At 74.2% G+C, this 23786-nt stretch carries 19 protein-coding genes; 7 read left to right on the top strand and 12 right to left on the bottom strand.

The features are described from left to right. Window positions 1-43: 43 nt before the first annotated feature. The 4 genes from ITX44_RS29970 to ITX44_RS29955 form a co-directional block, all read right to left on the bottom strand. The gene (locus ITX44_RS29970) at window positions 44-514 is read right to left on the bottom strand and encodes a response regulator (protein ID WP_205360993.1); all 471 of its coding nucleotides are present in this window, start codon (window positions 512-514) and stop codon (window positions 44-46) included. Next, a complete protein-coding gene (locus ITX44_RS29965) occupies window positions 511-2052 on the bottom strand; it encodes a sensor histidine kinase (protein WP_236061980.1) in 1542 nt (513 codons plus the stop codon). The genes ITX44_RS29970 and ITX44_RS29965 overlap by 4 nt, the downstream gene beginning before the upstream one ends. 185 nt (window positions 2053-2237) lie before the next feature. Next, on the bottom strand, window positions 2238-3410 hold the full coding sequence (locus ITX44_RS29960) for a PP2C family protein-serine/threonine phosphatase (protein WP_307795556.1): 1173 nt from the start codon (window positions 3408-3410) through the stop codon (window positions 2238-2240). 411 nt (window positions 3411-3821) lie between these two features. After that, window positions 3822-5423: a right-handed parallel beta-helix repeat-containing protein gene (locus ITX44_RS29955; protein ID WP_205360991.1), complete on the bottom strand. Its 1602-nt coding sequence runs from the start codon at window positions 5421-5423 to the stop codon at window positions 3822-3824. Window positions 5424-6099: 676 nt separating this feature from the next. On the opposite strand from ITX44_RS29955, the gene ITX44_RS29950 reads away from it, so the two are divergent. From ITX44_RS29950 to ITX44_RS29925, 6 genes are all read left to right on the top strand, one after another. Further along, complete coding sequence (locus ITX44_RS29950; RefSeq protein ID WP_205361075.1) at window positions 6100-7464, top strand: cryptochrome/photolyase family protein; 1365 nt, start codon at window positions 6100-6102, stop codon at window positions 7462-7464. A gap of 74 nt (window positions 7465-7538) precedes the next feature. Then, the gene (locus tag ITX44_RS29945; RefSeq protein ID WP_236061953.1) at window positions 7539-8021 is read left to right on the top strand and encodes a hypothetical protein; all 483 of its coding nucleotides are present in this window, start codon (window positions 7539-7541) and stop codon (window positions 8019-8021) included. Beyond that, window positions 8018-9466 (top strand): caspase, EACC1-associated type, encoded by a 1449-nt coding sequence (locus ITX44_RS29940; RefSeq protein ID WP_205360990.1) that lies wholly within the window; start codon window positions 8018-8020, stop codon window positions 9464-9466. Before ITX44_RS29945 ends, ITX44_RS29940 begins: the two co-directional genes overlap by 4 nt. A 123-nt stretch (window positions 9467-9589) precedes the next feature. Continuing rightward, window positions 9590-11602 carry an ATP-dependent zinc metalloprotease FtsH gene (gene ftsH, locus ITX44_RS29935; protein ID WP_205360988.1) on the top strand — a complete coding sequence of 671 codons (2013 nt, stop codon included), beginning with the start codon at window positions 9590-9592 and terminating at the stop codon, window positions 11600-11602. Between the two features lie 307 nt (window positions 11603-11909). Continuing rightward, window positions 11910-12965: a LacI family DNA-binding transcriptional regulator gene (locus tag ITX44_RS29930; protein WP_205360983.1), complete on the top strand. Its 1056-nt coding sequence runs from the start codon at window positions 11910-11912 to the stop codon at window positions 12963-12965. A gap of 217 nt (window positions 12966-13182) precedes the next feature. Continuing rightward, window positions 13183-14247 (top strand): LacI family DNA-binding transcriptional regulator, encoded by a 1065-nt coding sequence (locus tag ITX44_RS29925; protein WP_205360982.1) that lies wholly within the window; start codon window positions 13183-13185, stop codon window positions 14245-14247. A 324-nt stretch (window positions 14248-14571) separates the two neighbouring features. Here the strand turns inward: ITX44_RS29925 and ITX44_RS29920 are convergent, their stop codons facing one another. The 4 genes from ITX44_RS29920 to ITX44_RS29905 form a co-directional block, all read right to left on the bottom strand. Continuing rightward, a complete protein-coding gene (locus ITX44_RS29920; RefSeq protein WP_205360981.1) occupies window positions 14572-15042 on the bottom strand; it encodes an SRPBCC family protein in 471 nt (156 codons plus the stop codon). A gap of 36 nt (window positions 15043-15078) precedes the next feature. Next, window positions 15079-16326: an NAD(P)/FAD-dependent oxidoreductase gene (locus tag ITX44_RS29915; protein WP_205360980.1), complete on the bottom strand. Its 1248-nt coding sequence runs from the start codon at window positions 16324-16326 to the stop codon at window positions 15079-15081. A 472-nt stretch (window positions 16327-16798) separates the two neighbouring features. Further along, window positions 16799-17743, bottom strand: a complete 945-nt coding sequence (gene sigJ, locus ITX44_RS29910) for an RNA polymerase sigma factor SigJ (protein WP_205360972.1) — start codon at window positions 17741-17743, stop codon at window positions 16799-16801. 87 nt (window positions 17744-17830) lie between these two features. Beyond that, on the bottom strand, window positions 17831-18247 hold the full coding sequence (locus ITX44_RS29905; RefSeq protein ID WP_205360970.1) for a hypothetical protein: 417 nt from the start codon (window positions 18245-18247) through the stop codon (window positions 17831-17833). 176 nt (window positions 18248-18423) lie between these two features. Here ITX44_RS29905 and ITX44_RS29900 point away from each other — a divergent pair, with 176 nt between their 5' ends. Further along, window positions 18424-19185 (top strand): SDR family oxidoreductase, encoded by a 762-nt coding sequence (locus ITX44_RS29900; RefSeq protein ID WP_205360968.1) that lies wholly within the window; start codon window positions 18424-18426, stop codon window positions 19183-19185. An 84-nt stretch (window positions 19186-19269) separates the two neighbouring features. On the opposite strand, the gene ITX44_RS29895 is transcribed toward ITX44_RS29900, so the two are convergent. The 4 genes from ITX44_RS29895 to ITX44_RS29880 form a co-directional block, all read right to left on the bottom strand. After that, window positions 19270-19980: an HAD family hydrolase gene (locus tag ITX44_RS29895; RefSeq protein ID WP_205360966.1), complete on the bottom strand. Its 711-nt coding sequence runs from the start codon at window positions 19978-19980 to the stop codon at window positions 19270-19272. A gap of 386 nt (window positions 19981-20366) precedes the next feature. After that, on the bottom strand, window positions 20367-20876 hold the full coding sequence (locus ITX44_RS29890; protein WP_205360964.1) for an STAS domain-containing protein: 510 nt from the start codon (window positions 20874-20876) through the stop codon (window positions 20367-20369). After that, a complete protein-coding gene (locus ITX44_RS29885; RefSeq protein ID WP_205360963.1) occupies window positions 20873-22009 on the bottom strand; it encodes a cobalamin B12-binding domain-containing protein in 1137 nt (378 codons plus the stop codon). Before ITX44_RS29885 ends, ITX44_RS29890 begins: the two co-directional genes overlap by 4 nt. Beyond that, window positions 22006-23655 (bottom strand): PP2C family protein-serine/threonine phosphatase, encoded by a 1650-nt coding sequence (locus tag ITX44_RS29880; RefSeq protein ID WP_372441028.1) that lies wholly within the window; start codon window positions 23653-23655, stop codon window positions 22006-22008. The genes ITX44_RS29885 and ITX44_RS29880 overlap by 4 nt, the downstream gene beginning before the upstream one ends. Window positions 23656-23786 lie beyond the last annotated feature (131 nt).

The raw sequence follows: 23786 nt of genomic DNA, 5'->3' as shown, positions 1-23786 counted from the left end.
TCCGGGGGCGGGCCGGCCGGACGGGCAGGCCCCGGCGGCCCGGTCAGCGGCGGCCGGGCAGCCGTACCACCTGGACGAAGAAGTCGTCGATCTGGCGCACCGCGGCGATGAACTGGTCCAGGTCCACCGGCTTGGTGACGTACGCGTTCGCGTGCAGCCGGTAGCTGCGCAGGATGTCCTCCTCGGCGGAGGAGGTGGTGAGCACCACCACCGGGATGTGCGACAGCTCCGGGTCGGACTTCACCTGCTCCAGGATCTGCCGGCCGTCGTACTTCGGCAGGTTGAGGTCCAGCAGGATCAGGTCCGGGCGTGGCGCCTGCTCGTGGTCGCCGCGCTGGTAGAGGAAGTCCAGCGCCTCCTCGCCGTCCCGCGCCACGTGCAGGGTGTTGCGGATCTTGTTGTCCTCGAACGCCTCGCGCGTCATCAGCTCGTCGCCCGGGTCGTCCTCGACCAGCAGGACGTCGATGGGCCGGGCACTGGACTGGCTCGATGACGGGCTCGGTGACGTGCTCATGAAGGGACTCCTGGCGCGGCGGCGTGGTCGGGCTCCGCCTCGGCCGGGACCTCGGCGGCGGGAAGAGTGAAGCAGAACCGTGCCCCCGGTGCATGGGCCGTGTCGATCCATATCCTGCCACCGTGGTACTCGACGATCTTCTTGGCGATCGCCAGACCGATACCCGTCCCGCCGTACGCGTCCCGCCCGTGCAGCCGCTGGAAGATCACGAACACCTTCTCGGTGAACTCCGCCGGGATGCCGATGCCGTTGTCGCTCACGCACAGCCGCCACATGCCCGGCGTGTCCGGCTCCGGCTCGCAGGTCACCGAGACGACCGGCGGCCGGTCCGGGTCGCGGAACTTCAGCGCGTTGCCCAGCAGGTTCTGCCACAGCATCACCAGCAGCGTCGGGTCACCGGTGACCTGGGGCAGCTCTTCGGGACGCTCGATCACCGCGCCGCTGTCCTCGAGGTCGACGTTCGCCAGCGCCTTGTCCAGGCTCTGGGCCAGCGGCAGCGGCTCCCAGGCGTCGTTGACCCTGCCCACCCGGGAGAAGGTGAGCAGGTCGTTGATGAGCACCTGCATGCGCTTGGCGCCGTCCACCGCGAAGTCGATGTACTGCAGCCCGCGCTCGTCGAGCCGGTCGCCGTACCGCTTCTCCAGCAACTGGCAGAAGGAGGCGACCTTCCGCAGCGGCTCCTGGAGGTCGTGCGAGGCGACGTAGGCGAACTGCTCCAGCTCGGAGTTGGACCGGCGCAGCTCCTCGGCCTGCGCGTCCAGGTCGGCCGCCTGCCGGGTCAGCGTGTCCTGCTGGGCGCGCGAGGAGTCCAGCTCCGCCAGGATCCGGCGGCGCATCCCCTCCACCGCCTCGGCCACCGTCTGGAGGTCCTGCGGGCCGTAGGCGCTGATCCGGTGCACGAAGTCGCCGTCGGCCACCCGCTGCGAGGAGGTCCGCAGGCGGTGCAGCGGGCGTACCACCAGCACCCGCAGCAGCACCGCCAGCGCGGCCCCGGTCAGCAGGAACACCGCGACCATGCCGGCCAGCACCGCGTCCCGCACCGTGCGCACGTGCACCAGGTCCCGGTGGGCCTGCGCGCCGGCCTGCGTCAGGTGCGTGTTCTGCGCGGCGAACAGCGACCGCACCCGGTCGAAGGCGGCCTTCCCGCGTTCGGCGGTGCTGCGGTCCACCGGCCGCGGGGTGCCCGGCGTCACATGGGCGATCAGCGGCTCGGCGTTGGTCCGCCGCCAGACGTCCGCCGCCTTCTCGATCGCGTCGAGGTCGGCCAGCAGGTCCGGCCGGCCGGCCAGCACCGTACGGATCCGGTCCGCGGACTGCCGCTCGATCTGCCGGCCCGTGGTGTACGGCTGGAGGAACTGCGCGTCGGCGGCGATCGCGTACCCGCGCACACCGGTCTCCTGGTCCACCAGCGCGGTCTGCAGGCGGTACGCCTCGGTCGTCGCCGGGTCCAGGTGCGAGATCATCCGGTCCGAGACATGGGCGGTACGGGCGAGCAGCTGCGACCCGACCACGGTCCCCACGATCACCAGCACGCCCATCAGGGCCAGGGCGAGGTGGAACCAGCTCTGCACGGTCAGCCGCGCCCCGCGCCGGCGCAGGGAGGTCCGCACCGCGTGCGGTTCCCGGGACCGGTCGTCCGGACGGGGTTCCGCGGGACCCTCGGGCGGCCGCCGGTCCGGATTCTGCTCGGCGTACTGCTCAGCAGTGACGCCGCTCGTGCCGGTCATGCCTCTCCCGTCCACCGTACGTGCACCACGGCCACGTCGTCGGCGAGCCCGCCGTACGGCTCGGCCAGCGCCTCGGCCCGCCCGATCAGCGTGTCCACGAACGTCTGGGTGTCCAGTCCGTGGGCGGCCCGGGCGAGTTCGAGGAGTTCGTCCTCCCCGAGGCGCTGCCCGTCCGGGCCGGTGCGCCCCTCGTACAGCCCGTCGGTGAACAGCACCACGGCCGACCCGCCGGGCAGTTCGACCTCGTGCACCGGCCAGTCCGCCGCCGACGGCACCAGGCCCAGCGCCGGGCCGCCCGGCGGCTCCACCCACTCCACGCCCCGGCCGGTGCGCAGCAGCAGGCCCGGGTGGCCGGCCCGGGCGACCTCGAAGTGCCGCCGGTCCGGCGGGAGCGCCAGCATCGTGCAGGTGGCGAAGACGTGCTCGGCCTCCCGCTCGGCCACCAGTATCTCCTCCAGCATCGGCAGCCGGCGGTCCCCGGCGACCCCGCTGAGCACCAGCGTGCGCCACGCGATGCGCAGCGCGACGCCGAGCGCGGCCTCGTCCGGGCCGTGCCCCGAGACGTCCCCGATCAGCACGTGCACGGTGCCGTCAGGGGTCTCCACCACGTCGTAGAAGTCGCCGCCGAGCAGCGCGTGGGCGCGGCCGGGACGGTACCGGGCCACCACCTCAAGGCCCGACGAGCGAAGCAGCGGGGTGGGCAGCAGGCCGCGCTCCAGCCGGGCGTTCTCCCGCGCGTGCAGCCGGCTGGCCTGCAGCGCCACCGCGGCGTGCTCGGCCTGCTTGCGCTGGATCGCGTACCGCACCGCGCGGCCGAACAGCTCGGCCTCCACTCGGCCCTTGACCAGGTAGTCCTGCGCCCCGGCGGACACCGCGGCGAGCCCGGTCTGCTCCTCGGCCAGGCCGGTCAGCACCACCACCGGCAGCCCGACCGCCGCTCGCTGGATCTCCGCCACCGCCTCAAGACCCTGCGCGTCGGGCAGGTGCAGATCCAGCAGCACGCAGTCCGGCGGGCGAGCGGCCAGCTCCCGCCGGGCCTCGGCCATCGACCGGGCCCAGGCCAGCCGCATCCCGGGCGTGCAGTCGGCGACCAGCTCCTCCACCAGCAGCGCGTCGGCCGGGTCGTCCTCGACCAGCAGGACCAGCGGCTCCTGGGGATCGACGGGCACGGGGTCGCCGGCCGCGGACCGGGGCTGGGGGAGCAGTGGAGGCGGGGCCGCCGCGCCGCGCGGGTCCTGGCCGGCCCGCGCACCGCCTGACGGACGATCCCCGGCATGTACCTGCCGGACGGGCATCATCGGCTGTGTCCTCCCCTTCGCCCCCGGCACGCGGGGTTGCCGCGCGGCAACTCCCCGGAGGATACCCACCGGCCCCAGCGGCCCTCCGCCCGCACAGGTCGCGGCGGCCGGCCGGCACGGACGGCGAGCCGGTTCCCCCGTCTGCCGGAGGGGAACCGGCTCTCATCCGTGCCGGGCAGGCTTCTGCCCGCTCCGCCGGAGTTCACGCCCGGAATTGTCGGGCTCGGTTCCGGAGGCTTCGGGACCGCCGCGTCGGGCTTTGACGGGCAGTGGCCGCCGGTCTCAGTGGCCGGCCGTGCCCGAGCTCCACAGCGGGGTGCCGCCAGCCGAGTAGATCACGGTGTTGCCGTCGTTCTGCACGCTCAGCCAGGCACCGGAGTTGCCAGCGCTGCCGCTGGTCCACACGCCCGCTGCGGTGCCGTCGTACAGCACGAAGTTGCCGTCGCCCTGGAGCAGTGCCTCGGCGGTGCCCTTGCCGGCGGTGCCGGCGGACCACAGGGCGGTGCTGCCCTGGCGCAGCACCAGGTTGCCGTCACCCTGGAGGTTGAGGGTGAAGCGGCCGTCGCAGGAGGTCAGCGCCTGCCTCGGGTACAGGCCCTGGCCGGCCCGCAGCGTCCCGCACGCGGTGGACGCGGTCGCCGCCTTGAGGATGTCCGGCTCCGACACGCCGAGCAGGTATTCCAGCTGCTGCCCGCCGACGAACTGGCTCTGCAGGGTGCTGGACCCCGCCGACTGGTACTGGAACGCGCCCGGCCGCGAGGTCGGCCCGCCGCAGGCGCCCGCGGTGACGCCGACGTGGCGGGCGGTGTCGGTGTTGCCGGTCACCGTCCAGCTCGTCACGCCGTTGACGGCGTACCCGAAGCCGATGTTCTGGCCCTGCACGGTGTTGTTCGTGACCGAGGCGCCGTAGTTCGTGCCGGTGCCGCAGCCCCAGATCTGCGGGCCCATGGCGATGGCCACCTTGATGAACGCGCTCTTGCCGTCGATGGTGTTGTGGCTGACCACCGTACCGGTGTAATTGCCGTTCATCGGGGCGTAGTCGACCATGTTGATGCCGCCCAGCTCGGTCTGGGTCAGCGCGGTGATCGTGTTGTTCTGCACGGTGGAACCGGGCGCGCCGAAGATGACGATGCCGCCGTCGGTGGCGTCCTCCACGGTGTTGTTCTCGACCTGGCTGTGCCCGCACGCGAGCGAGATGCCGTCCGCCCAGGTGCCGCTGGGCGAGCCGGTGCCGGCCTGCGCGATGCGGTTGTTGAGGATCTTGGCGTTCTGGCAGGTCGGGGTGGAGTCGGTGACCGGGCCCTCGGCCATGTGCAGGGTGGACCAGCCGCGCGTCTGGTACGCGTTGACGTACTGCACGGTCTCGTTGCTGCCGCTGCCGCCCATCTCGATCAGGCCGCTGCCGCCGGCGATCCGGCCGAGGGCGGGCCGGTTGCCGTTGATCTGCAGGTTCTCCAGCACGACCCCGGACTGGTTGTTGCCCTGGACGGCCGTGGACTGGCTCGCGCCGGTGACCACGAGGGTGGCCCGGGTGCCGTCGGTGGGCAGGCCCTGCGTGTAGATCTTCTGGTTCGCCGCCGTGAAGCCGATGGGCGTGGTGAGGTTGAAGGTCGCGCCGGGACACAGGACCGCCTCGGCGCCCTGACCGTTGAGCGCGGCGGTGATGCCGGCCACGTTGCCGGACGCGATGCAGGCGGCCGCGGCGCGGGGTGCCGCGTTGTGCTCCGGGTGCGCCGCGGCCTGGGCGACGCCGGGGGCGGCCAGGACCAGGCCGAGCGCGGCGAGGTGGGCGGGGTAGGCACGGCGGAGGCGGGGCGGACGCGGGACGGCGGGAGCCGCCGGCCGGTGGTCGTCGTGCCTGTGGCGCCATGGGGCTTTGGGCATGGTGAAGTCCTCCGTGGGGGGAGCGCGTTCGCGCCGGGGCACCGCCGGACATCCGATGTCGGTGCCCGTGGTGGGGGTGTGCGGGACCTGACGGCCGGCGCACGGGCTCAGGGATCGCGCGCCGGCCGCGTACCTGTCGCGGAACGTCGGAGCTATGGTGCAGCGGGCGGGCGGCTCTTGGGAAGAGAGCTGCGTTCTGAGACAGCGGTGACTTTGCGGCCGTGCCTGTACGGCGCTGGGTGATCGGATGTCTGCGCGTCCTGGTGGGCTGCGGGGGAGGCGGGGCCGCGCCTGCTGACGCTCGCCTGATCAGGCGGCACGCCGTGGCGCGAGCCGCTTTCCGGCACAACTGCGGGTGCCCGGCCCGGAGTTGTCCCCTCCCGCCCACGGTCCCGGCCCGCCCGGCCGGCGCCCGCCGCTTCGTACCGGAAACGGCGGAAGGGGCCGAACGGGGGAGTATTGGCATATTCCTGCCGGTTGCCGCCGGATCGCCGCTTTACTGAGCGGCAAGGGGCGGCCCCGGACCGGACCCGGGACCGCCCCGCCCGGCCACGGGACGGCATGGCGTCCCGCGGCCGGACCACCCAACCCACTGGACCCCCCAACCCCCGGCCCCCCGGACCCCATGACCTTCGGACCCCGGACCACGCGGACCACCCCCTGGGAGCTCGCCCTTATGACCGTCTCGGTCGTCCTGTTCACCGCCGACCTGCGGCTGCACGACCATCCGCCGTTGCGCGCCGCCACCGGGTCCGCGGATCACGTCGTACCGCTGTTCGTCCGCGACCGGGCGATCGAGGCGGCCGGGTTCGCGGTGCCCAACCGGCGGGCGTTCCTGGCGGACTGCCTGCGCGACCTGGACGCCGGGCTGCGCGAGCGCGGCGGACGGCTGGTCGTGCGCGGCGGCGCGGTGGTGGCGCAGGTGTGCCGGCTGGCGCGGGAGGCGGGCGCGGCCGAGGTGCACATGGCGGCCGGGCCCAGCGGTTATGCGCAGGAGCGGGAGCGGCGGCTGCGCGAGGAGCTGGCGGCGCAGGGCGGCCGGCTGGTCGTGCACGACGCCGTGACCTGCGTGGTGCCGCCGGGCGCCGTCACCCCCGCCGGGTCGGACCACTTCGCGGTGTTCACACCGTACTTCCGGCAGTGGTCCGCCCAGGCGCTGCGCACCCCGGTGCCCGCCCCGCGCCGGGTGAGCGTGCCCGACGGCTTGGGCTCGGAGCGGCTGCCCGACCGGGCCGGCGTCCCCGGCACGTCACCGGGGCTGGCCGCCGGCGGCGAGAGCGAGGGCCGCAAGCGGCTGGCGGCCTGGCTGCGGCGGGGCGTCGAGGCGTACGAGGAGCGGCACGACGACCTGGCCGGCGACGCCACCTCCCGGCTCTCCGCGCACCTGCACTTCGGCACCCTGTCCCCGGTCGAGGTGGCGCACCGGGCCCGCCGGCACGCGGGCGCCGGCGCCGAGGCGTTCGTCCGGCAGCTGGCCTGGCGCGACTTCCACCAGCAGGTGCTCGCCGCCCGCCCGGCCACCGCCGCGGCCGACTACCGCACGCGGCACGACGACTGGCGCGGCGCCGACGCGGAGCCGGACGTCGCCGCCTGGCGGGAGGGCCGCACCGGCTACCCCGTGATCGACGCGGCGATGCGCCAACTGGCCCACGAGGGCTGGCTGCACAACCGGGCCCGCCTGCTCACCGCGAGCTTCCTCACCAAGACCCTCTACGTGGACTGGCGCACCGGCGCCCGCCACTTCCTCGACCTCCTGGTCGACGGCGACATCGCCAACAACCAGCTCAACTGGCAGTGGGTGGCCGGCACCGGCACCGACACCCGCCCCAACCGCGTCCTCAACCCCCTCGCCCAGGCCCGCCGTTACGACCCGGACGGCGCGTACGTACGCCGCTGGGTCCCCGAACTGCGCGACCTGGCCGCCCCCGCCGTCCACCGCCCCTGGACCTCCCCGTCCGGCCCGCCCCGCGGCTACCCGCCCCCGATCGCCGACCTCTCCACCGCCCTCACCCGCTTCCGCGTCGGCCGCGGCCTGACCTGAGCCTGTACCCCGCAACCGCCCCCGGCCCGGCCGCCCGCCGCCTAGACTGCCGGGCACCGAAACGAGGGGGCGGGGTGCCGGCACCGAACAGGATCGTGCTCGAAGTGGTGGGCGCGGCCGATGTCGACGACGAGGAACTGCAGGAGCTGACGCTGAGCCTGCGGCGGCACCTGCTGGACCTGGACGTGGACGACGTGCGCCCGGCCGCGGGCGGCCAGGCGCCGCAGGGGGCCAAGCCGGCCGGGACCGTCGCGGTGGGTGCCCTGGTGCTGACGGCCGCCCCCGTACTGCTGCGGGCGGTGCTGCGCTGCGTCGAGGAGTGGCTGCGGAACCGGCCGGTGCGCACGGTGCGCCTCGAACTGTCCGGCCGCACCATCGAGCTCGGCGCGGCGTCCGCGCAGGACCAGCGCCGGCTGATCGAGGAGTTCGTGCGGGCCGGGGAGACCGCCGCGGCGGACCCGGCCGGCAGCGAGGGCGCCGGCGCAACCGACCGTACGGACGGCACCGACGGCACCGATGCGGCGGCCGAGCCCGGCGCCGGAGGTCCCCGGGGTTGACCGGCGAACGCGACGCCCTGCTCATCGCCACGGGCAGGTACGACAGCCCGGCGCTGCGCACCCTGCGCTCACCGGTGCAGGACGTGGACGGCCTCGCGGCCGTGCTCGGCGACCCGGCCATCGGCGGCTTCCGCGTGCGGACCGTCACCGACGCGCCGTCGTACCAGGTCACCCGGGCCCTGGAAGAGTTCTTCCGGGGCCGCGGCCGGGACGACACGCTGCTGCTGCACCTGTCCTGCCACGGGATCAAGGACGACGACGGCCGGCTGTACTTCGCGACCGAGGACACCGACAAGGACCTGCCCGCCTCCACCGCCGTATCCGCCGCCTTCGTGCAGGCGCAGATGGAACGCTGCCGGGCCCGCAGCATCGTGGTGCTGCTCGACTGCTGCTACAGCGGCGCCTTCCTGGCCGGCGCCAAGGGCGACGGCAGCGTGCACGTACGCGAGGAACTCGCCGGCCACGGCCGGGTGGTGCTGACCGCGACCAACCGGACCGAATACGCGTGGGAGGGCGATCGCCTGGAGTCGCTGGACCCGCAACTGTCGCGCTTCACCGGTGCGCTGGTCAGCGGACTGCGCGGCGGCGCCGCCGACCTCAACCGGGACGGGCGGATCACCGTCACCGAACTGTACGACTACGTGTACGAGGAGGTGCGCCGCAGTGGGGCCCGGCAGACCCCGAGGATGTGGGCGGACGTGGAGTACCAGGTGGTGATCGCCCGGGTGCCGCCGCGGCCCGCCCCGCAGCCGCCACCCGGACCGCCACCGGAGCCGCCGCCCGCCGAGCCGCCGTGGCCGACCCGGGCCCGGCGCGGCAAGGACGCGCTGATCCCGCTCGAACTCACCCTGCGCGAGGTGACGTTCGGCGTCGACAAGGAGGTCGTGGTGGACACCGCGGTGCCGTGCGACCCGTGCCGGCGCACCGGCCGCGTGGGGGATTCACCCGAGATCGCCTGCGCCGCGTGCCACGGCGCCGGGATCGTCCGCGACGGCGGGACCTGCCGGCCGTGCGACGGCACCGGCACGGTCTTCCGCGCCCCGTGCCCCGTCTGCGAGGGCCACGCCCGGGTTCCCGCCCGCCGCACCCTGACGGTCAGGATCCCGCCCGGTGTCGACAACAGCACGCGTATCCGGCTGGCGGGGGAGGGCGAGATCGGGCCGGGCGGCGGGCCCGCGGCCGACCTGTACGTGGAGATCGTCGAGCTCCCCGACCCGCGCTACACCCGGCGGGGCGACGACTTCGTGGTCGTCGAGCGCATCCCCCGCCGCGTCGCCGAGAAGGGCGGCACCGTCACGGTGGAGACCTTCGACGGCCCCAGGAACATCCGCGTCGCCCCCGGCCACGACCCCGCCAAGCTGCTGCGGTTGCGCGGCCTGGGCGCCCGCCGGCTCTGGGAGCGGGAGCGGGGCGACCTCCTGGTGCGGGTCGAACCGACGCCCTGAGCGCAGCCGGGCTCCCGCCGGACGGGGGTGACCCACGGCCTACGGCCATGGCCTTGCGGTCACCTATTGTGACTCGGGTCGTGCGGTGGGCCGGAGCACCGCACATCGGCCGAGGGAAGACCCATGACCAATCCGATGCCACCGCGCCGCAGTCCCCAGGACCCCTGGCGCTCGGAGGGCGCGCCGCCGTCCGGGCCGCCGCAACGGCCCAGACGCGGCATCCACGCCTGGCGCTCGCTGATCCTGACCGTCCTCGTCGTCTACCTGCTGAGCAACCTCGGCCTGCTGATGTTCGGCGGCTCGGGCATCCGTACCGTCTCCTACAGCGAGTTCGACAAGCAGCTCACCGCGAACAACGTGAAGACCGTCTACTCCAAGGGCGACGCCATCGAGGGCGTGCTGCGCAAGGAGGGCAAGAACTCCGACGGCTCGGGCACGTACACCCGCTTCAAGACCCAGCGCCCGGTGTTCGCCGACGACAAGCTGTGGCAGACCCTGGCGAAGAACGACGTGACGGTCACCGCCGAACCGGTGGTCACCGAGCACGGGTTCCTCTACAACCTGCTGGTCTCCCTCGCCCCGGTCGCGATCATCGTGGTGCTGTGGACGCTGCTGGCCCGGCGGCTGGGCTCGGCGATCGGCGGCGGGGGACTGGGCGGCATCGGCCGCAAGGCGCCGCCGAAGCCGGTCACCGTGGAGGACGGCAAGCGGACCACCTTCGAGGACGTGGCGGGCATCGACGAGGTCGAGGCCGAACTCAGCGAGGTGGTGGACTTCCTCAAGCGGCCCGAGGTGTACCGGGCGGTGGGCGCGCGGCTGCCCCGCGGCGTCCTGCTGGCCGGCCCGCCCGGCACCGGCAAGACGCTGCTGGCCCGCGCGGTGGCCGGCGAGGCGGACGTACCCTTCTTCTCGGCGTCGGCCTCGGAGTTCATCGAGATGATCGTCGGCGTGGGCGCGAGCCGGGTGCGGGAGCTGTTCGCCGAGGCACGCAAGGTCGCCCCCTCGATCATCTTCATCGACGAGATCGACACCATCGGCCGGATGCGCGGCAACGGAGGGCTCGGCGGCCACGACGAGCGCGAGCAGACCCTCAACCAGATCCTCACCGAGATGGACGGCTTCTCCGGCGCCGAAGGCGTGGTGGTCATCGCCGCCACCAACCGCGCCGACATCCTGGACCCCGCGCTGACCCGCCCCGGGCGCTTCGACCGCACGGTCAACGTCAGCCCGCCCGACCGCACCGGCCGGGAGTCGATCCTGCGCATCCACACCCGGAACATCCCGCTGGCCGACGACGCCGACCTCGACCGGATCGCCCGCTCCACCCCCGGCATGACCGGCGCCGAACTGGCCAACCTCGCCAATGAGGCGGCCCTGCTCGCGGTCAAGCGGGACAAGCCCGTGGTGGGCCAGGCGGAGCTGTCCGACGCCCTGGAACGCATCCAGCTGGGCACCGAGCGCCCGCTGGTCATGCCGGAGGAGGAGCGCCGGCGCACCGCGTACCACGAGTCCGGGCACGCCCTGCTGGGCATGCTCCAGCCCGGCGCCGACCCGGTCCGCAAGATCACCATCATCCCGCGCGGCCGCGCGCTCGGCGTCACCCTGTCCACCCCGGACGCGGACCGCTACGCGTACACCGAGGAATATCTGCGCGGCCGGATCATCGGCGCGCTGGGCGGCATGGCGGCCGAGGAGGTCGTGTTCGGCGTCATCACCACCGGCGCGGAGAACGACCTGGAGCAGGTCACCAACATCGCCCGCGGCATGGTCGGCCGCTGGGGCATGAGCGAGCGGGTGGGCCGGCTCAGCGCGATCCCGAACGACGCCCAGCAGGCGTACGGGCTGTCCGCCGCGCCCGCGACCCTCGACATCGTGGACGCCGAGATCCGCCGGATCGTGGACGAGTGCTACGACCGGGCCAAGGCGCTGCTGGCCGAGCACCGCTCCCGGCTCGACGCCCTGGCCGGCGCGCTGCTGGAGGCCGAGACCCTGGAGGAGACCGCGGTCTACGAGATAGCCGGCATCCCCCACCCGCCGGTCGACGACACCACCGCCCCGGCCCCGGCGGTCCCGCTCACCGCGCCGGCCAAGGAGGCGGCCCGCTCCGGTACGGAAAGCGCGCCGCACACCGCCTGACCGGGCGCGGGGCGCGGACCCCGCGCGGACCGGTGGGCCGAAAGGGCCGAAGGGACCGAAGGGGTGTGCCGCCCGCCCGGCCGGGAGCCGGGCGGGCGGCACACCCTCGGCCGCCTGCCCGTACCGGGTCCGCACACCCTGTCCGTTCCCTGTCCGCTCCCTGTCCGGATTGTTCGGCGGCGCTCGGGGTGTCCGCGCCGATCCGGCTCCTCCTGGTGTATCCCTCTTGCGGGGGACGGTGTGCGCCCGGTGTCGTACCGGGTACGGCCGGGGGACAGTTGCGTGAGCGGATCGGAGGGGCGCCGGCGTGGTGGAGACCGGACGGACCGGTGGCGGCAGGGCCAGCACCATGAAGGACGTGGCCGAGGCGGCCGGGGTGGGCGTGGGCACCGTCTCGCGCGTGCTCAGCGGCAAGGGGCAGGTCAGCACGGCCACCCGGGAGCGCGTGCTGGCCGCCGTCCGCGCGATGGACTTCCGCCCCAGCGCCCTGGGCCGCGGCCTGAAGCTCCAGCGCACCAACAACATCGGCCTGATCGTCGCCGACATCGCCAACAACTTCTACGGCGAGTTCGCCGAGGGCGTGCTGTCCGCGGCCAAGGCCCTGGGCAAGCACGTCATCGTCTGCGCCAGCGGCGAGGACCCGGCGACCGAGCGCGAATACGCCGAAGTGCTGCTCCAGCAGCGGGTGGACGGTGTCATAGCCTTCCCCACCGGCCACAACACCGACGTCTGGCAGGGCGCCCGGCGGCTCGGCGTCAACATGGTGTTCGTCGACCGGATCGTGGAGTCCTTCGACGTGCCCACCCTCATGGTGGACAACATCGGCGGCAGCCGCGCCGCCACCGAGTACCTGCTCGCCCTCGGCCACCGCCGCATCGGCTACCTCGGCGGCCCGCAGGCCCTCACCAGCGGACAGCAGCGCGAGGAAGGCTTCCGCGCCGCCCACCACGACGCCGGGGCGCAGGTGCACGAAAGCCTGGTGGTCCGCACCCGGTTCACCCGCGACACCGCGTACGCCAGCGCGCTGCGGCTCATCCACGGCCGCCCCGCGCCCACCGCGCTGTTCGCCACCAACAACGTGCTCGGCGAGGCCGCGCTGGCCGCCGTCCGGGACAGCGGCATGACCGTCCCCGACGACATCTCCCTGGTCATGTTCGACGACGTGCCCTGGGCCGGGCTGGTCACGCCCCCGGTCACCGTCGTCGCCCAGCCCGCTCGCCGGATGGGCGTGGAGGCCGCCCGCCTGGTCTCCGCCCCGGACCAGCCGGCTCCGGGCCGGCCGCGCGTCCTGCCGTACGAGTTCGTGATCCGCCGCAGCTGCCGGCCCTGGCACGAACCGGACCCGCTGCCGGGAGAGGGCTGAGGGAAATCCGGGGTGGAAGGTTGCCTCTCCGGGAGTGTGGGAGCGCTCACATACGAGGGCGCGCCTGCCGTCCGGCTGTCCGTCCCCGACTCCGGCCCGGCGCACCCGAGTCGGCGGAACCACCCAGCGTGACCGGCGCCGATCACCCGGGACGGACCGGACTTGACGGACCTGGCTGTGAACGCTAACGATGGCACTCCCCACGGAACGGAGAGTCATGTCCCAGACCCCCGAGAGCACGGGAGTGCGCCGGGCGCCCACGATGGCGGATGTCGCGCAGCGGGCCGGGGTGTCGCACCAGACGGTGTCGCGGGTGCTCAGTCATCACCCGAACGTGCGGGACTCCACGCGGGCGGAGGTCTTGCGGGCGATCGAGGAGCTGGGATATCGGCGCAATTCCTCGGCCCGGGCGCTGGTGACCAGGCGGACCCTGACCCTCGGTGTGGTGGCGTGCAATCCGACGCTCTTCGGCCCGGCCAGCACCCTGTTCGGGCTGGAGGAGGCCGCCCGGGACGAGGGCTACCTGGTCTCGGCGGTGACCCTGCGCCAGTTCACTCCCAAGGCGCTGGAGGAGGCCATCGACCACCTCAGCGAGTGGGGCGTGGAAGGGATCGTGGTGATAGTGCCGCACCGGGCAGCGGTCGCCGCGCTGGCCGAACTGCGGCTGCCCTTCCCGGTCGTCACGGTCGAGGGCGGGCACTCCCTGCCCATACCCGGCGTGTCCGTGGACCAGGAGCTGGGCGGCCGACTGGTCACCGAGCACCTGCTCGCGGCGGGGCATCGTACGGTCTGGCACGTGGCCGGCCCGGGCGGCTGGCTCGAGGCCGAGGCCCGCATCGCCGGCTGGCAGGCGGCCCTGCGGGAAGCGGGCGCGGAGGTGCCCGAGCCGCTGGTGGGGGACTGGACGCCGCTGTCGGGCTACCGGGCCGGGCAGGAACTGGCCGGACGGGCCGCCGCAGGCCGGGTACGGGGCCGGGGTCCGGAGGTCACGGCCGTCTTCGTGGCCAACGACCAGATGGCCCTCGGCGTGACCCGTGCCCTGCGCGAGGCCGGCCTGTCCGTACCCGCGCAGGTCGCCGTAGCCGGCTTCGACGACATCCCCGAGGCGGAGTTCTTCGCGCCCCCGCTGACCACCGTCCGCCAGGACTTCGCGGCCGTCGGCCAGGCCAGCATCCGCCTCCTGGTCAGCCGCCTCGAAGCGGCCACCGTCCAGACCGGCGACGACGAGCGCGTCGTCATCGAACCCCGCCTGATCGTCCGCGCCAGCACCATCCGCCCCTGAGCCCCGGGTCCCCGGAGGTTCCCGGATCATCCGGGTCGACGACGGGTGGCGTGGCCGGTCCGGGCTGCTGATCCTCAGGCTGCCCCGGCCCACGGGACCAGGGCGACGACCGGCGTACAGGAGCTGGCGGGCGCTGGCAGGTGCCGGGCGTGGCATGGGATGCGGGCGAGCACGATCTGCGGGTCCGGTCCGGGAACGAGTGTCGCTGCCGCGGAACGTCGGCGATGCCTCCGCATGGTTGGCGTGGGCGGGATCGGCCGGCCGGCCGCGTGGACGACGCCGCTCAGCGCGTGATCGTGCGGGTCGCGTCCCGACCGGGCGCGGTCAGCCGGCCAGCAGGGCGTCCAGCACGCGGCCGAACAGCGGTCGGCCGGCCGCGGCCAGCAGGGAGTTCGCCGCGGCCGGCAGCCCGGCGCACCGGATGTCCTCCCGCCAGCGCACCAGGCTGCCACCGACGCCGTACGAACCGTCCGGGCCGCTCGTTTCCGCCGGGCCGGCCGGCCGGACGTGCAGTTCGGCCCAGCCGCGCACGACCCGCCCGCGCTTCTCCAGCCGGCACAGTCCTGGCACCCCAGGCGCGGGCGGCCGCCAGACGACGATCTCCATCGGGTCGTCGAACCCGAACCGTCCGACTCCGGTCCGGGCCACGACCACGGCGCCCACTCCGGCCCCCGTACCCGGCCTCACCCCCACCCGGGTCAACGGCATGGCCGAGTGCCGCGGCCAGTCGGTCATCCGTCCCCAGGCCCGCTCCGGGGTGAGGGCGACGGTGCGCGACAGCTCGAACAGGGCCACGACGCCCAGCGTAGGCGGCGTGCGGGCGTGCGGGCCTCACCGTACGGGCGGCGCCGCCATGTCCGCGAGGTCGGTGAGCAGTTCGCGGGCGGCGCGGGCGCCGGAGGCGAGGGCGCCCTGGAGGGACCCGGTGGCGCGATGGTCACCGCAGACGTAGCGGCCGGGGGCGAACCGGGTGGTGCGGCTCAGCGGCCAGGGCGGGGGCATCGCCGGGAGGGCTTCGGGGACACGGTACTGGGCCAGCGGCTCCCAGCCCGAGGTGTCGGTGGCGTACAGCTCGGCCAGCACGTTGCGTACCGCGCGTTCGCCGGGGACATCGGAGGCGCCCAGGACCGAGGTGGCCACCAGGGCGCGGCCGGCGGGCGCGTACGTGCGGCTCACCTCGCTGAGCACGACCGTGTTGAGGACGCGACGGGCGCTGTCCGTGAGCAGGGTGGGTTCGGCGAGCGGTGAGGCGGGGGCCGCGTGGTAGTACGTCGTGACCGCGCGGACGGCCGGGACGGCGAGCCCGGGCAGCAGGCGCCCGGCGGCGGCCGGGCCGGTGGCGACCACGACCGCGCCGGCCGGCTCCTCGCGGCCGTCGGCGAGGAGCACACCTTCGTCGGTGAGCCGTTCGACCGGGGTGCCGAGCCGGACCGTGCCCGGCGGTAGGCCGGCGGCGAGCTGCTCGGGCACGGCGGCCACGCCCGCCGCGGGAAGACACAGCGTGCCGCGCAGCATCGAACGCCAGATCAGGTGGAAGAAGCGGCTGGACGTCTCCAGCTCGTCCTCCAGGAAGACGCCGGACAGGAAGGGCCGGAAGAAGGTCTCGACCAGCTCCTCCGAGATCCCGGCGGCCGCGAGCTCGGTGCGTGTCGTACGGTCCGGCCCGCGGGTCAGCAGGCGCGGCGGCGCGAGCAGGTCCCGGCCGCCGAGCACCCCGAGCGCCACGAGGTCGCGCAGGCCGGCCCGCTGCCGCCCGCTGACCAGGCCCGCGATGTCCCGGGGCCGGCGGGTCGGGTCCGCCACCCGCAGCCGGCCGCGCGGCCCGTGCACCAGCACCCCCGGCGTGAACGGACGCAGCCGCAGCTCGCGCAATCGCAGCCGGGCCCGCACCTGCGGGTAGGACGTGTTGACGACCTGGAACCCCCGGTCGAGCCGGAACCCGTCCCTCACATCGGTGCGCATCCGCCCGCCCACCGCGTCCCCCGCCTCCAGCACCCCGACCCGCAACCCCGCGGCCACCAGGTCCCCGGCACACGCAAGCCCCGCCGCCCCCGCCCCCACCACCAACACGTCTGCCATGACCGCCCACCGCCTTCCCGTCCCGCCCCAGCCTTCCCCCTCCCGGCCAGGACAGCGCCCGCGGGCGAGCCGGAGTCACCCCGTCGGCCCCGCCGACATCAGTGGCCGGCACCCCGGCCGAACTCCGCACCCAGGTCCGCGCCCGGATCGGTTAACCCCGGCCCGTACAGGTACCGCCCGCGCCGACCGGAGCCACCCCGCCGCTCCCGCCGCCCGTCAGCGACCCGGCTCCGTACCGAAGTCCGCGCCCGTGTTCCCGCCCGGGTCACCGCCGGAGGCCGGACCGGCGAACCCCAGCCCGTGCAGGTGGCGCCGGCACGAACCGGAGCCACCCCGCCGCCCATCAGTGACCCGGTACAGAGGTCGGTGGCCGGACCCCGCCCGGTTCACTGTCCGCGGCCGAATCCGCGAACCCGGCCCGTACAGCTACCGCCGGCACGAACCGGAGCCACCCCGCCGCTCCCGCCACCTTTCAGCGGCCCGGCTCCGTACCGAAGTCCGCGCCCGTGTCCCCGCCCGGGTCGCCGCCGGAGGCCGGATCGGCGAACCCCAGCCCGTGCAGGTGGCGCAGCTTCTCCGGGTTGACGACGACGTCCGCCTGGACGATCAGGCCGTCGGCCACCGCGAGGGCGATGACGCCGACGACGGTCCCGTCGTCCTGGGCGACCACGACACCGGGTGCGCCGTTCACGGTGGCCGGGCGCAGCTGCGTGGTGGTGGGGTCGATGTACTTGCGCAGGCCCAGCGCGAAGCGCGCGACCTTGTCGCGGCCGACGACGGGGACGCGGGCCGCGGAGACCTGGCCGCCGCCGTCGGAGTGCCAGACCACGTCCGGGTCGAGCACCGCGGTGAGGCGTTCGAGGTCGCCGTCGCCGACCGCGCCGAGGAACGCGGCGACCGCCGCCCGGTGCGCGGCGCGGTCGACCGTACGGCGCGGTGCCTCGGCCCGGATGCGCTGCCGGGCCCGGGAGGCGAGCTGCCGTACGGCATCGGGGGTGCGGCCCACGACGCCGGCGATCTCCGGGAACGGCATCGCGAACACGTCGTGCAGGATGAAGGAGGTCCGCTCGGCCGGGGTGAGCCGTTCCATCACCGCGAGCATCGCCAGGCCCACCGACTCGTCAAGCGTCACCCGGTCCTCCGGCGTGGCCGCGTCCGTGACCAGCGGCTCGGGCAGCCAGGGCCCGACGTAGACCTCGCGGCGGCTGCGGGCGCTGGCGAACTGGTCGTAGCAGATCCGGCTGACCACGGTGGTCAGGAAGGCCCGCGGGTCCTTGACCTCGTCGTCGGCCTGCCGCTGCCAGCGCAGCCAGGTCTCCTGCACGGCGTCGTCGGCGTCCGCGACCGACCCCGTGAGGCGGTAGGCGATGCCCCACAGCCTGTCCCGGTGCTCCTCGAAGACCGCCAACCGTGCCATCGCGCTTCCCTCGGCTCCTCGTCGTCCGTACCCGCTGTTCCAGGATGGACGAGACGGGCGGCCGGAACGTGACAGGGCCGGGAGCCGTCAGGGCGTGCGGCGCTCCCCGGCCGGCAGCAGGAGCGCGGCGCCGGCGAGGACGAACAGGCCCAGGGTGACGACATTGAGCGCCTTGTCGCGGGCGCCGTACATATCGAGGTGCCCCATGTGGTACGCGAAGTGCGGGACGCTGAACACCAGCCAGGTCAGGCCCGCCGCCTGGGCGAGCCGGGTGTCGGCGGCCCGACGTGCGGCGGTGAGACTGAGGACCGCCAGGGCCAGGTACATCGCGCCGACGTCCTTGGCGAGGTGTTCGTTGTACGGCCCGAGCACGGGCAGCCAGTGCAGGCCGAGACCGGGGAAGGAGCGGTACCAGGAGGCGGTGGCGAAATACGCCCAGCCGCCGACGAAGGCCGCGACCACGGCCAGGACCAGCAGCAGGGCGCGGCGTGCGAAAACGTTCATGCCCTGTGGACGGGGCAGGGGCCGCGAGTGTGACGGCGCCGGCCGCCGCGGCGGATGTGACGTACGCCGCGCCCGGCCCGCGTCACATCCGGCGGGACCCTCCCGTCTCCACGGCGGTACGGCACGTCGCCGGGCAGCGGGGAAGCCGGGCGGCACGGACGAGAGGAACGAGGAACATGCGGATCGCGGTCGCGGGCGGCACCGGTTGGGCGGGCCGGCTGGTCGTCGACGCCATCGGGGAGGCCGGGCACGAAGCGGTGGTGATCGCCCGGTCCCAGGGCGTCGACCTGACCACCGGGCAGGGGCTGGACGCGGCCCTGGCAGGCGTGGACGTGGTGGTCGACACGACCAACATCGTCACCACGAACCGGGCGAAGGCGGAGGAATTCTTCGCCGCCACCACCGGCCGGCTGCTGCAAGCAGGGCAGGCGGCGGGCGTCGGCCACCATGTGGTGCTCTCCATCGTCAACTGCGACCGGGTCGACCTGGGCTACTACTACGGCAAGCGCCGCCAGGAGGCCCTGGTGGCGGCGGGCCCGGTGCCGTACAGCATCCTGCGCGTCACGCAGTTCCACGAGTTCGCCGCGCAGATGCTGGCGCGCGGCGGCCCGATCGTCCTCGCGCCGCGCATGCTCTGCCGGCCGATCGCCCTGACGGAGGTCGCCCAGGCTCTGCTCGACCTGGCCGTGGACCGCCCGGCCGGCCTCGCCCCCGACCTGGCCGGCCCCGAGGAACAGGAGATGGTGTCCATGATCCGCCGGCTGCACCACGCCCGCGGTGGCCGCCGCCCCGTCGTCCCCCTGCGCATCCCCGGCGCCGCCGGCCGCGCGGTGGCGGGCGGCGGTCTCCTGCCGCTCGGAGACGCCACCCTGGGCGCGCAGACCTTCGACGCGTGGGTGGAGGAGGACGCGGCGGCCCGGCAGGAGGACGCCGTCTGACGCGGACCGGGGCGGGGCGGGGAGTGGCCGCACGGCGGAGGGCCGTGCCGGGCACGGGTCCGTATGCGGACGGCGCTGATTGCGCTAGTTGTCGGACACGGCCTGGTGCGGGGTGCCGGGGATGATGCGGGCGCTGGCCCATTCGAAGACGCGGGGCTCGTCGAGCGAGGTGACCCACAGGTCGACCCTGGCGGCCAGGTCCTCGCCGGGCCAGGGGCCGACGCCCAGGACGCGCAGGCCGGCAGCGGCGGCGGCGAGTACGCCGGCGCGGGAGTCCTCGACCGCCAGGGTGTCGGAGGCGGAGGCCCCGCAGAAGCGCGCCGCCGTCAGATAGACGTCGGGGTGCGGCTTGGGGCGGATCAGATCGTCGGGCACCACGATGTGGTCGAAGTAGTCCCGCAGTTTCGCGGCGCCCAGGCTGTCCTCGACCACCTCCAGCGGGCAATTGCTGGCGACGGCGAGCGGCGCGAACTTCGCTGCATTCTGTACCAGTTCACGTGCGCCGGGCATCGTGCGCGGCGCCGCCATGGACAGGACGCGGAACCGGCTGAGAATGCGCTCGGCCAATTGCGGTGCCAGATAAGGCCGTTGGGCTTCCTCGGCCATCAGTCGGCCGCATTCGGTGTAGTGCAGCCCTTTCGTGCGCTCCGCGAATCCGGGTTCCGTTCGTACCCCGAATTCCTTGATGGTCTGATCCCGCGCGGTCTGCCAATGGCGTTCGCTGTCGATCAGAGTGCCGTCGCAGTCGAAGACGATGGCCGCGGGAGTCCAGGCGAGAATGCGGTGAGGAGTCATGACTCATTCCCTTGGGGGAATTCCCGAGGGGCGCCCGGGCCCGGCTCCGCCATGACTGAAGACACAGGTCGGCGGCTGTTTCGGACACGGCAAGGGATTTTGGCGGCGGACGGGGCCGAAACTTCGGCGTCCGGTTGTCCACCGTTAGATGACGTTCACCACGTTATGGGCAACTACACAAAGAAGTCAAGCCACTACCAAAAGTGAGAAGTCGGTGAGGTGAGCGGGACTGCTGTGACGGACAACAACTCCCGCTTGTCCGGGGAGAATTGCCCGCGCGGGATTTCCGTACCGAGTCCGCGGCCTCGGCGAAAGGCCGAGGCCGCATCCCATTTCGGCCTGTGCGTACGGCAGTTGGGGTCGGCGCGAGGGCGAGAGCCGCGCGCTCAGGACCCGCCGTGCTCCCCGGGACCGTCGTGCTCGTCGCCGAGCAGGTACTCGGTGGTGCCGGTGAGGTCCAGCAGCCGGTCCAGGGTGTCCGGGCGGTGCAGCAGGCGCAGCGGCAGTCCGCTCGCGGCGGTGCGGCGGCGGATCGTCAGCAGGGCCGCCAGGCCCATCGAGTCGCACACGGTGAGCCCGGCCAGGTCCAGCGACAGACCGGCCGCCGCGGGCGGGGTGTTCAGCTCCTCGGTGACGGTGGTCAGCAGGTCGTCCGAGGTCTCGTAGTCCAGCGGCCCGCGCACCGTGATCACGATCGCGTCCGCCCGCGGGCGCGCCGTGACGAGCGCGAAGTAGTCGTCGTCCGCGAAGCCCGAGGCGGCCGGAGCCCAGTCGGTGCCGGTGTTCCCGGCCGGGGCGCTCAGGGCGGCCGCGGCGTCCACGGCCGGCGCCGTACGGTCGGCGGCCGCGGCGATTGCCTCGGCCTCGGTGGCGGAGTCTGCGGGTTCGGTACTCATGCGGTCGGTCCATCGGCAGCGGCGGGCGGGGGAGAGACGAGTGCGGCGACCGTACCGCGGCCGGCCGCGAGCAGCGCCAGGGCCCGGGAGAAGTCCTTCAGCTCCACGGTCAGCAGGTCCAGGGCCGGCAGCAGGGAAGCGGCCGGCACGCCCCGGGCGGTGAGGATGCCCGCGGTCCAGGCGAGGAATCCGGTGAACAGCTCCTCGTCGTCGGTGTAGAGGGCGATCCCCAGGAAGTCGACGATGTGCGCGATGTCCTCGGCGGTGTGATGCCGTTGCTGCTCCGAGTAGTCGCGCATCGCGGGGAAACGGTTCTCCAGCCCCGCGGTCACCGCGCCGACCAGGGCGGTTGCGCTGCGGGTGACCAGCGTGTACTCCTGGTCGGCCAGGTGCGGCAGATCGTCGACCGGCTGGTGGTCGGCCACCGGCGGGGGCAGTCCGCGGGACAGCCGGTCGGCGGCGGACCGCGCGTCCGGCGCCCAGGCGTCGGCCCCCAGCAGCCGGGCGTAGCGGCCGTCCGGGCCGAAGCCCGCGCCCCCGGCGATCACCGGTGTGCCCGTGGCCTGGCAGGCGGTCACCGCAGCGTGGGCGACGGGCAGCCGGGTGACCAGCGACGCCGACAGCGCCACCGCGTCCGGGGCCGTACGGTGCAGATGCCCGATCAGGTGCGGGGTGGGCACCTGCGCGCCCAGGTAGTCCACCTGCCAGCCGCGCAGGCTCAGTACCTGGGCCAGCAAACGGGCCGGCAGCGCGTGCCATTCGCCGTCCACGCAGGCCACCGTGACCCGGCCGCGGGGCGGTCCGCTGCGGGCGCCCGCGGCGTGCCGGCCGACGGCGGCCACCACCCGGTCGTTGATCGCGGTCGCCGCGTGCTCCTGGGCCACGCTCAGCCGGTTGGCCGCCCACTCGGCGCCGACCCGCGCCTGCACCGCGCCCACCACGTCCAGCAGCACGCTCTCGGTGTCGCTGCCGGCGTCCAGCGCGGCGAGCACGACCTCGACGGCGGACGGCTCGTCGCCGGCCGCGACCGCGTCCCACAGCTTCGCCGCCCAGGCACCGGCCGCCGGATTCCCGGCCTCGGGCGCCGCGCCCGTACCGTGATGCCCCGCGTCCGTACCCGACCCCTCGCTCATGCGGTGTACCTCCCGCGTCCCGTACCGCCCACCATCGACAGCCGCGCCCCGTGCGGTACGGAGACCACCACGACCGCCATGTCGTCGTGCCGCCGGCCGCCCACCCACTGCGAGGTGAGCATCTGCACGTGCTCCACGATCGCCTCGGCGGGCATGCCCACGCAGGCCGACAGGGCCGCGCGCAGCCGGTCCTCGCCGAACAGCGCGTTGCCCAGCGGCCCGCCGCGCGCCTCCACGATGCCGTCGCTGAACAGCACCAGTGACTCCCCGCGGTCGAGGGTCACGGTGTCGGTCGTGGTCGTCACTTCCGGCAGCACACCGATCAGCGTGCCCCGAGTCCGGGCCTGTTCCACACGTCCGTCGGAACGGATCACCAACGGGACCGGATGACCGGCGCTGGACACCCGCAGCACCACGGTGTCGCCGAGGCGGCGGGCGGAGGCCAGCACGAGGGTGGCGAACCGGCTGTGCGGGGAGGTCAGCAGCGCCTGGTTGAGCAGCCTCAGCAGCCGCTGGTGGTCACCGGCCAGCGGCAGCAGGGCGTGCAGGGTGTTGCGGATCTTGCCGGTGAGCACGGCCGCTTCCAGGCCCTTGCCGCACACGTCGCCGAGCACCGCGAGGGTCTCGCCGTCCGGCCCGGCGTCCGGGTGGACGTCGTAGAAGTCCCCGCCGACCCGGTCCCGTTCGCCGGCCGGCCGGTAGCCGCCGGCGAACTCGATGCCGCCGTGCTGCTTCAGGGTCGGCGGCAGCAACTCCCGCATCAGCGTCTCGGTGATCGAGGCCTGCTCGGCATAAAGGCGCGCGGCCGACACCGCGGCGCCGGCCCGGGCGGCGAACAGCCGGGCGAACACCTCCTCGGCCTCGTCGAACACCTCCCGGTCGCCGTGCCGCAGCAGCACCAGCGCGCCCGCCGGCACCCCGTGCCCGGGCAGCGGCGTGACCACCAGCGAGCCGACCGGCCCGAAACCCTCCGGCACCAGCCAGTCCGGGGCGGAGGTCGGGTCGATCCAGCGCGAGGGCACCGGCGGGAAGCCCTGCAGGGCCTCGGCGAGCCCCGGCAGCGTGTCCGGGCCCGCACCGGTGGTACCGGCGACCGGCCGGCCGTCGCGCACGCAGGACACGAACCGCATCCGGTGCCCGGAGCGCGGCCCGATCACCACGGCCGCGTCCGCCAGCCGCCGGACCGCCTCCTGCGCGGTGACGTCCATGCAGCGCTCGACGTTCAGCGAGGCCAGCAGCTTGCTGGACGCCTCGGCCAGGAACGCGGTGCGCTCCCGCTCCACGCGCAGCGCCTGCTCGGCCAGCCGCTGCTCGGTGTCGTCGAGCAGCCACCACACCACCGAACCGTCGGTGCGGGCCGAGGCGCGGGCCCGTACGCTGCGGTCGCCGACCGCGCCGCGCACGTCCGTGTCCGGACGGGAGCCGGCCACCACCATGTCCCGGTGCGCCCGGGCCAGCCACGGGGCCACGTCGCCCAGCGCGTCCGGCTCTCCCGCGGGCAGGTTCCCGAGCAGCGTGCGGGCCGATGAACTGGCCTCCAGCAGGCTGCCGTTGCCGCTCAGGAGCAGCACCGGGTACGGGGCGGTGTCCAGTGCGACACCGCCTGGAACATCGCTGTACGGCGTGGGTTCTCGGGAAACGACCACAACGCGGGCTCGGTGACCCTCACCTCTCAGGAGTCGGCGACGACGGGCGTACGACGGAGGTTGACCTTGGCCGACCTCGTTCCACCATCGCGCACCCCACCCCGTACGGGCAACCCACCCCCGTCCCGCCG

The sequence above is a fragment of the Actinacidiphila acididurans genome, assembly GCF_016918855.1.
Taxonomy (GTDB): Bacteria; Actinomycetota; Actinomycetes; order Streptomycetales; family Streptomycetaceae; genus Actinacidiphila; species Actinacidiphila acididurans.
Note: the sequence above shows the minus strand (reverse complement) of the source record. Positions and strands in the feature narration are given on the sequence as shown.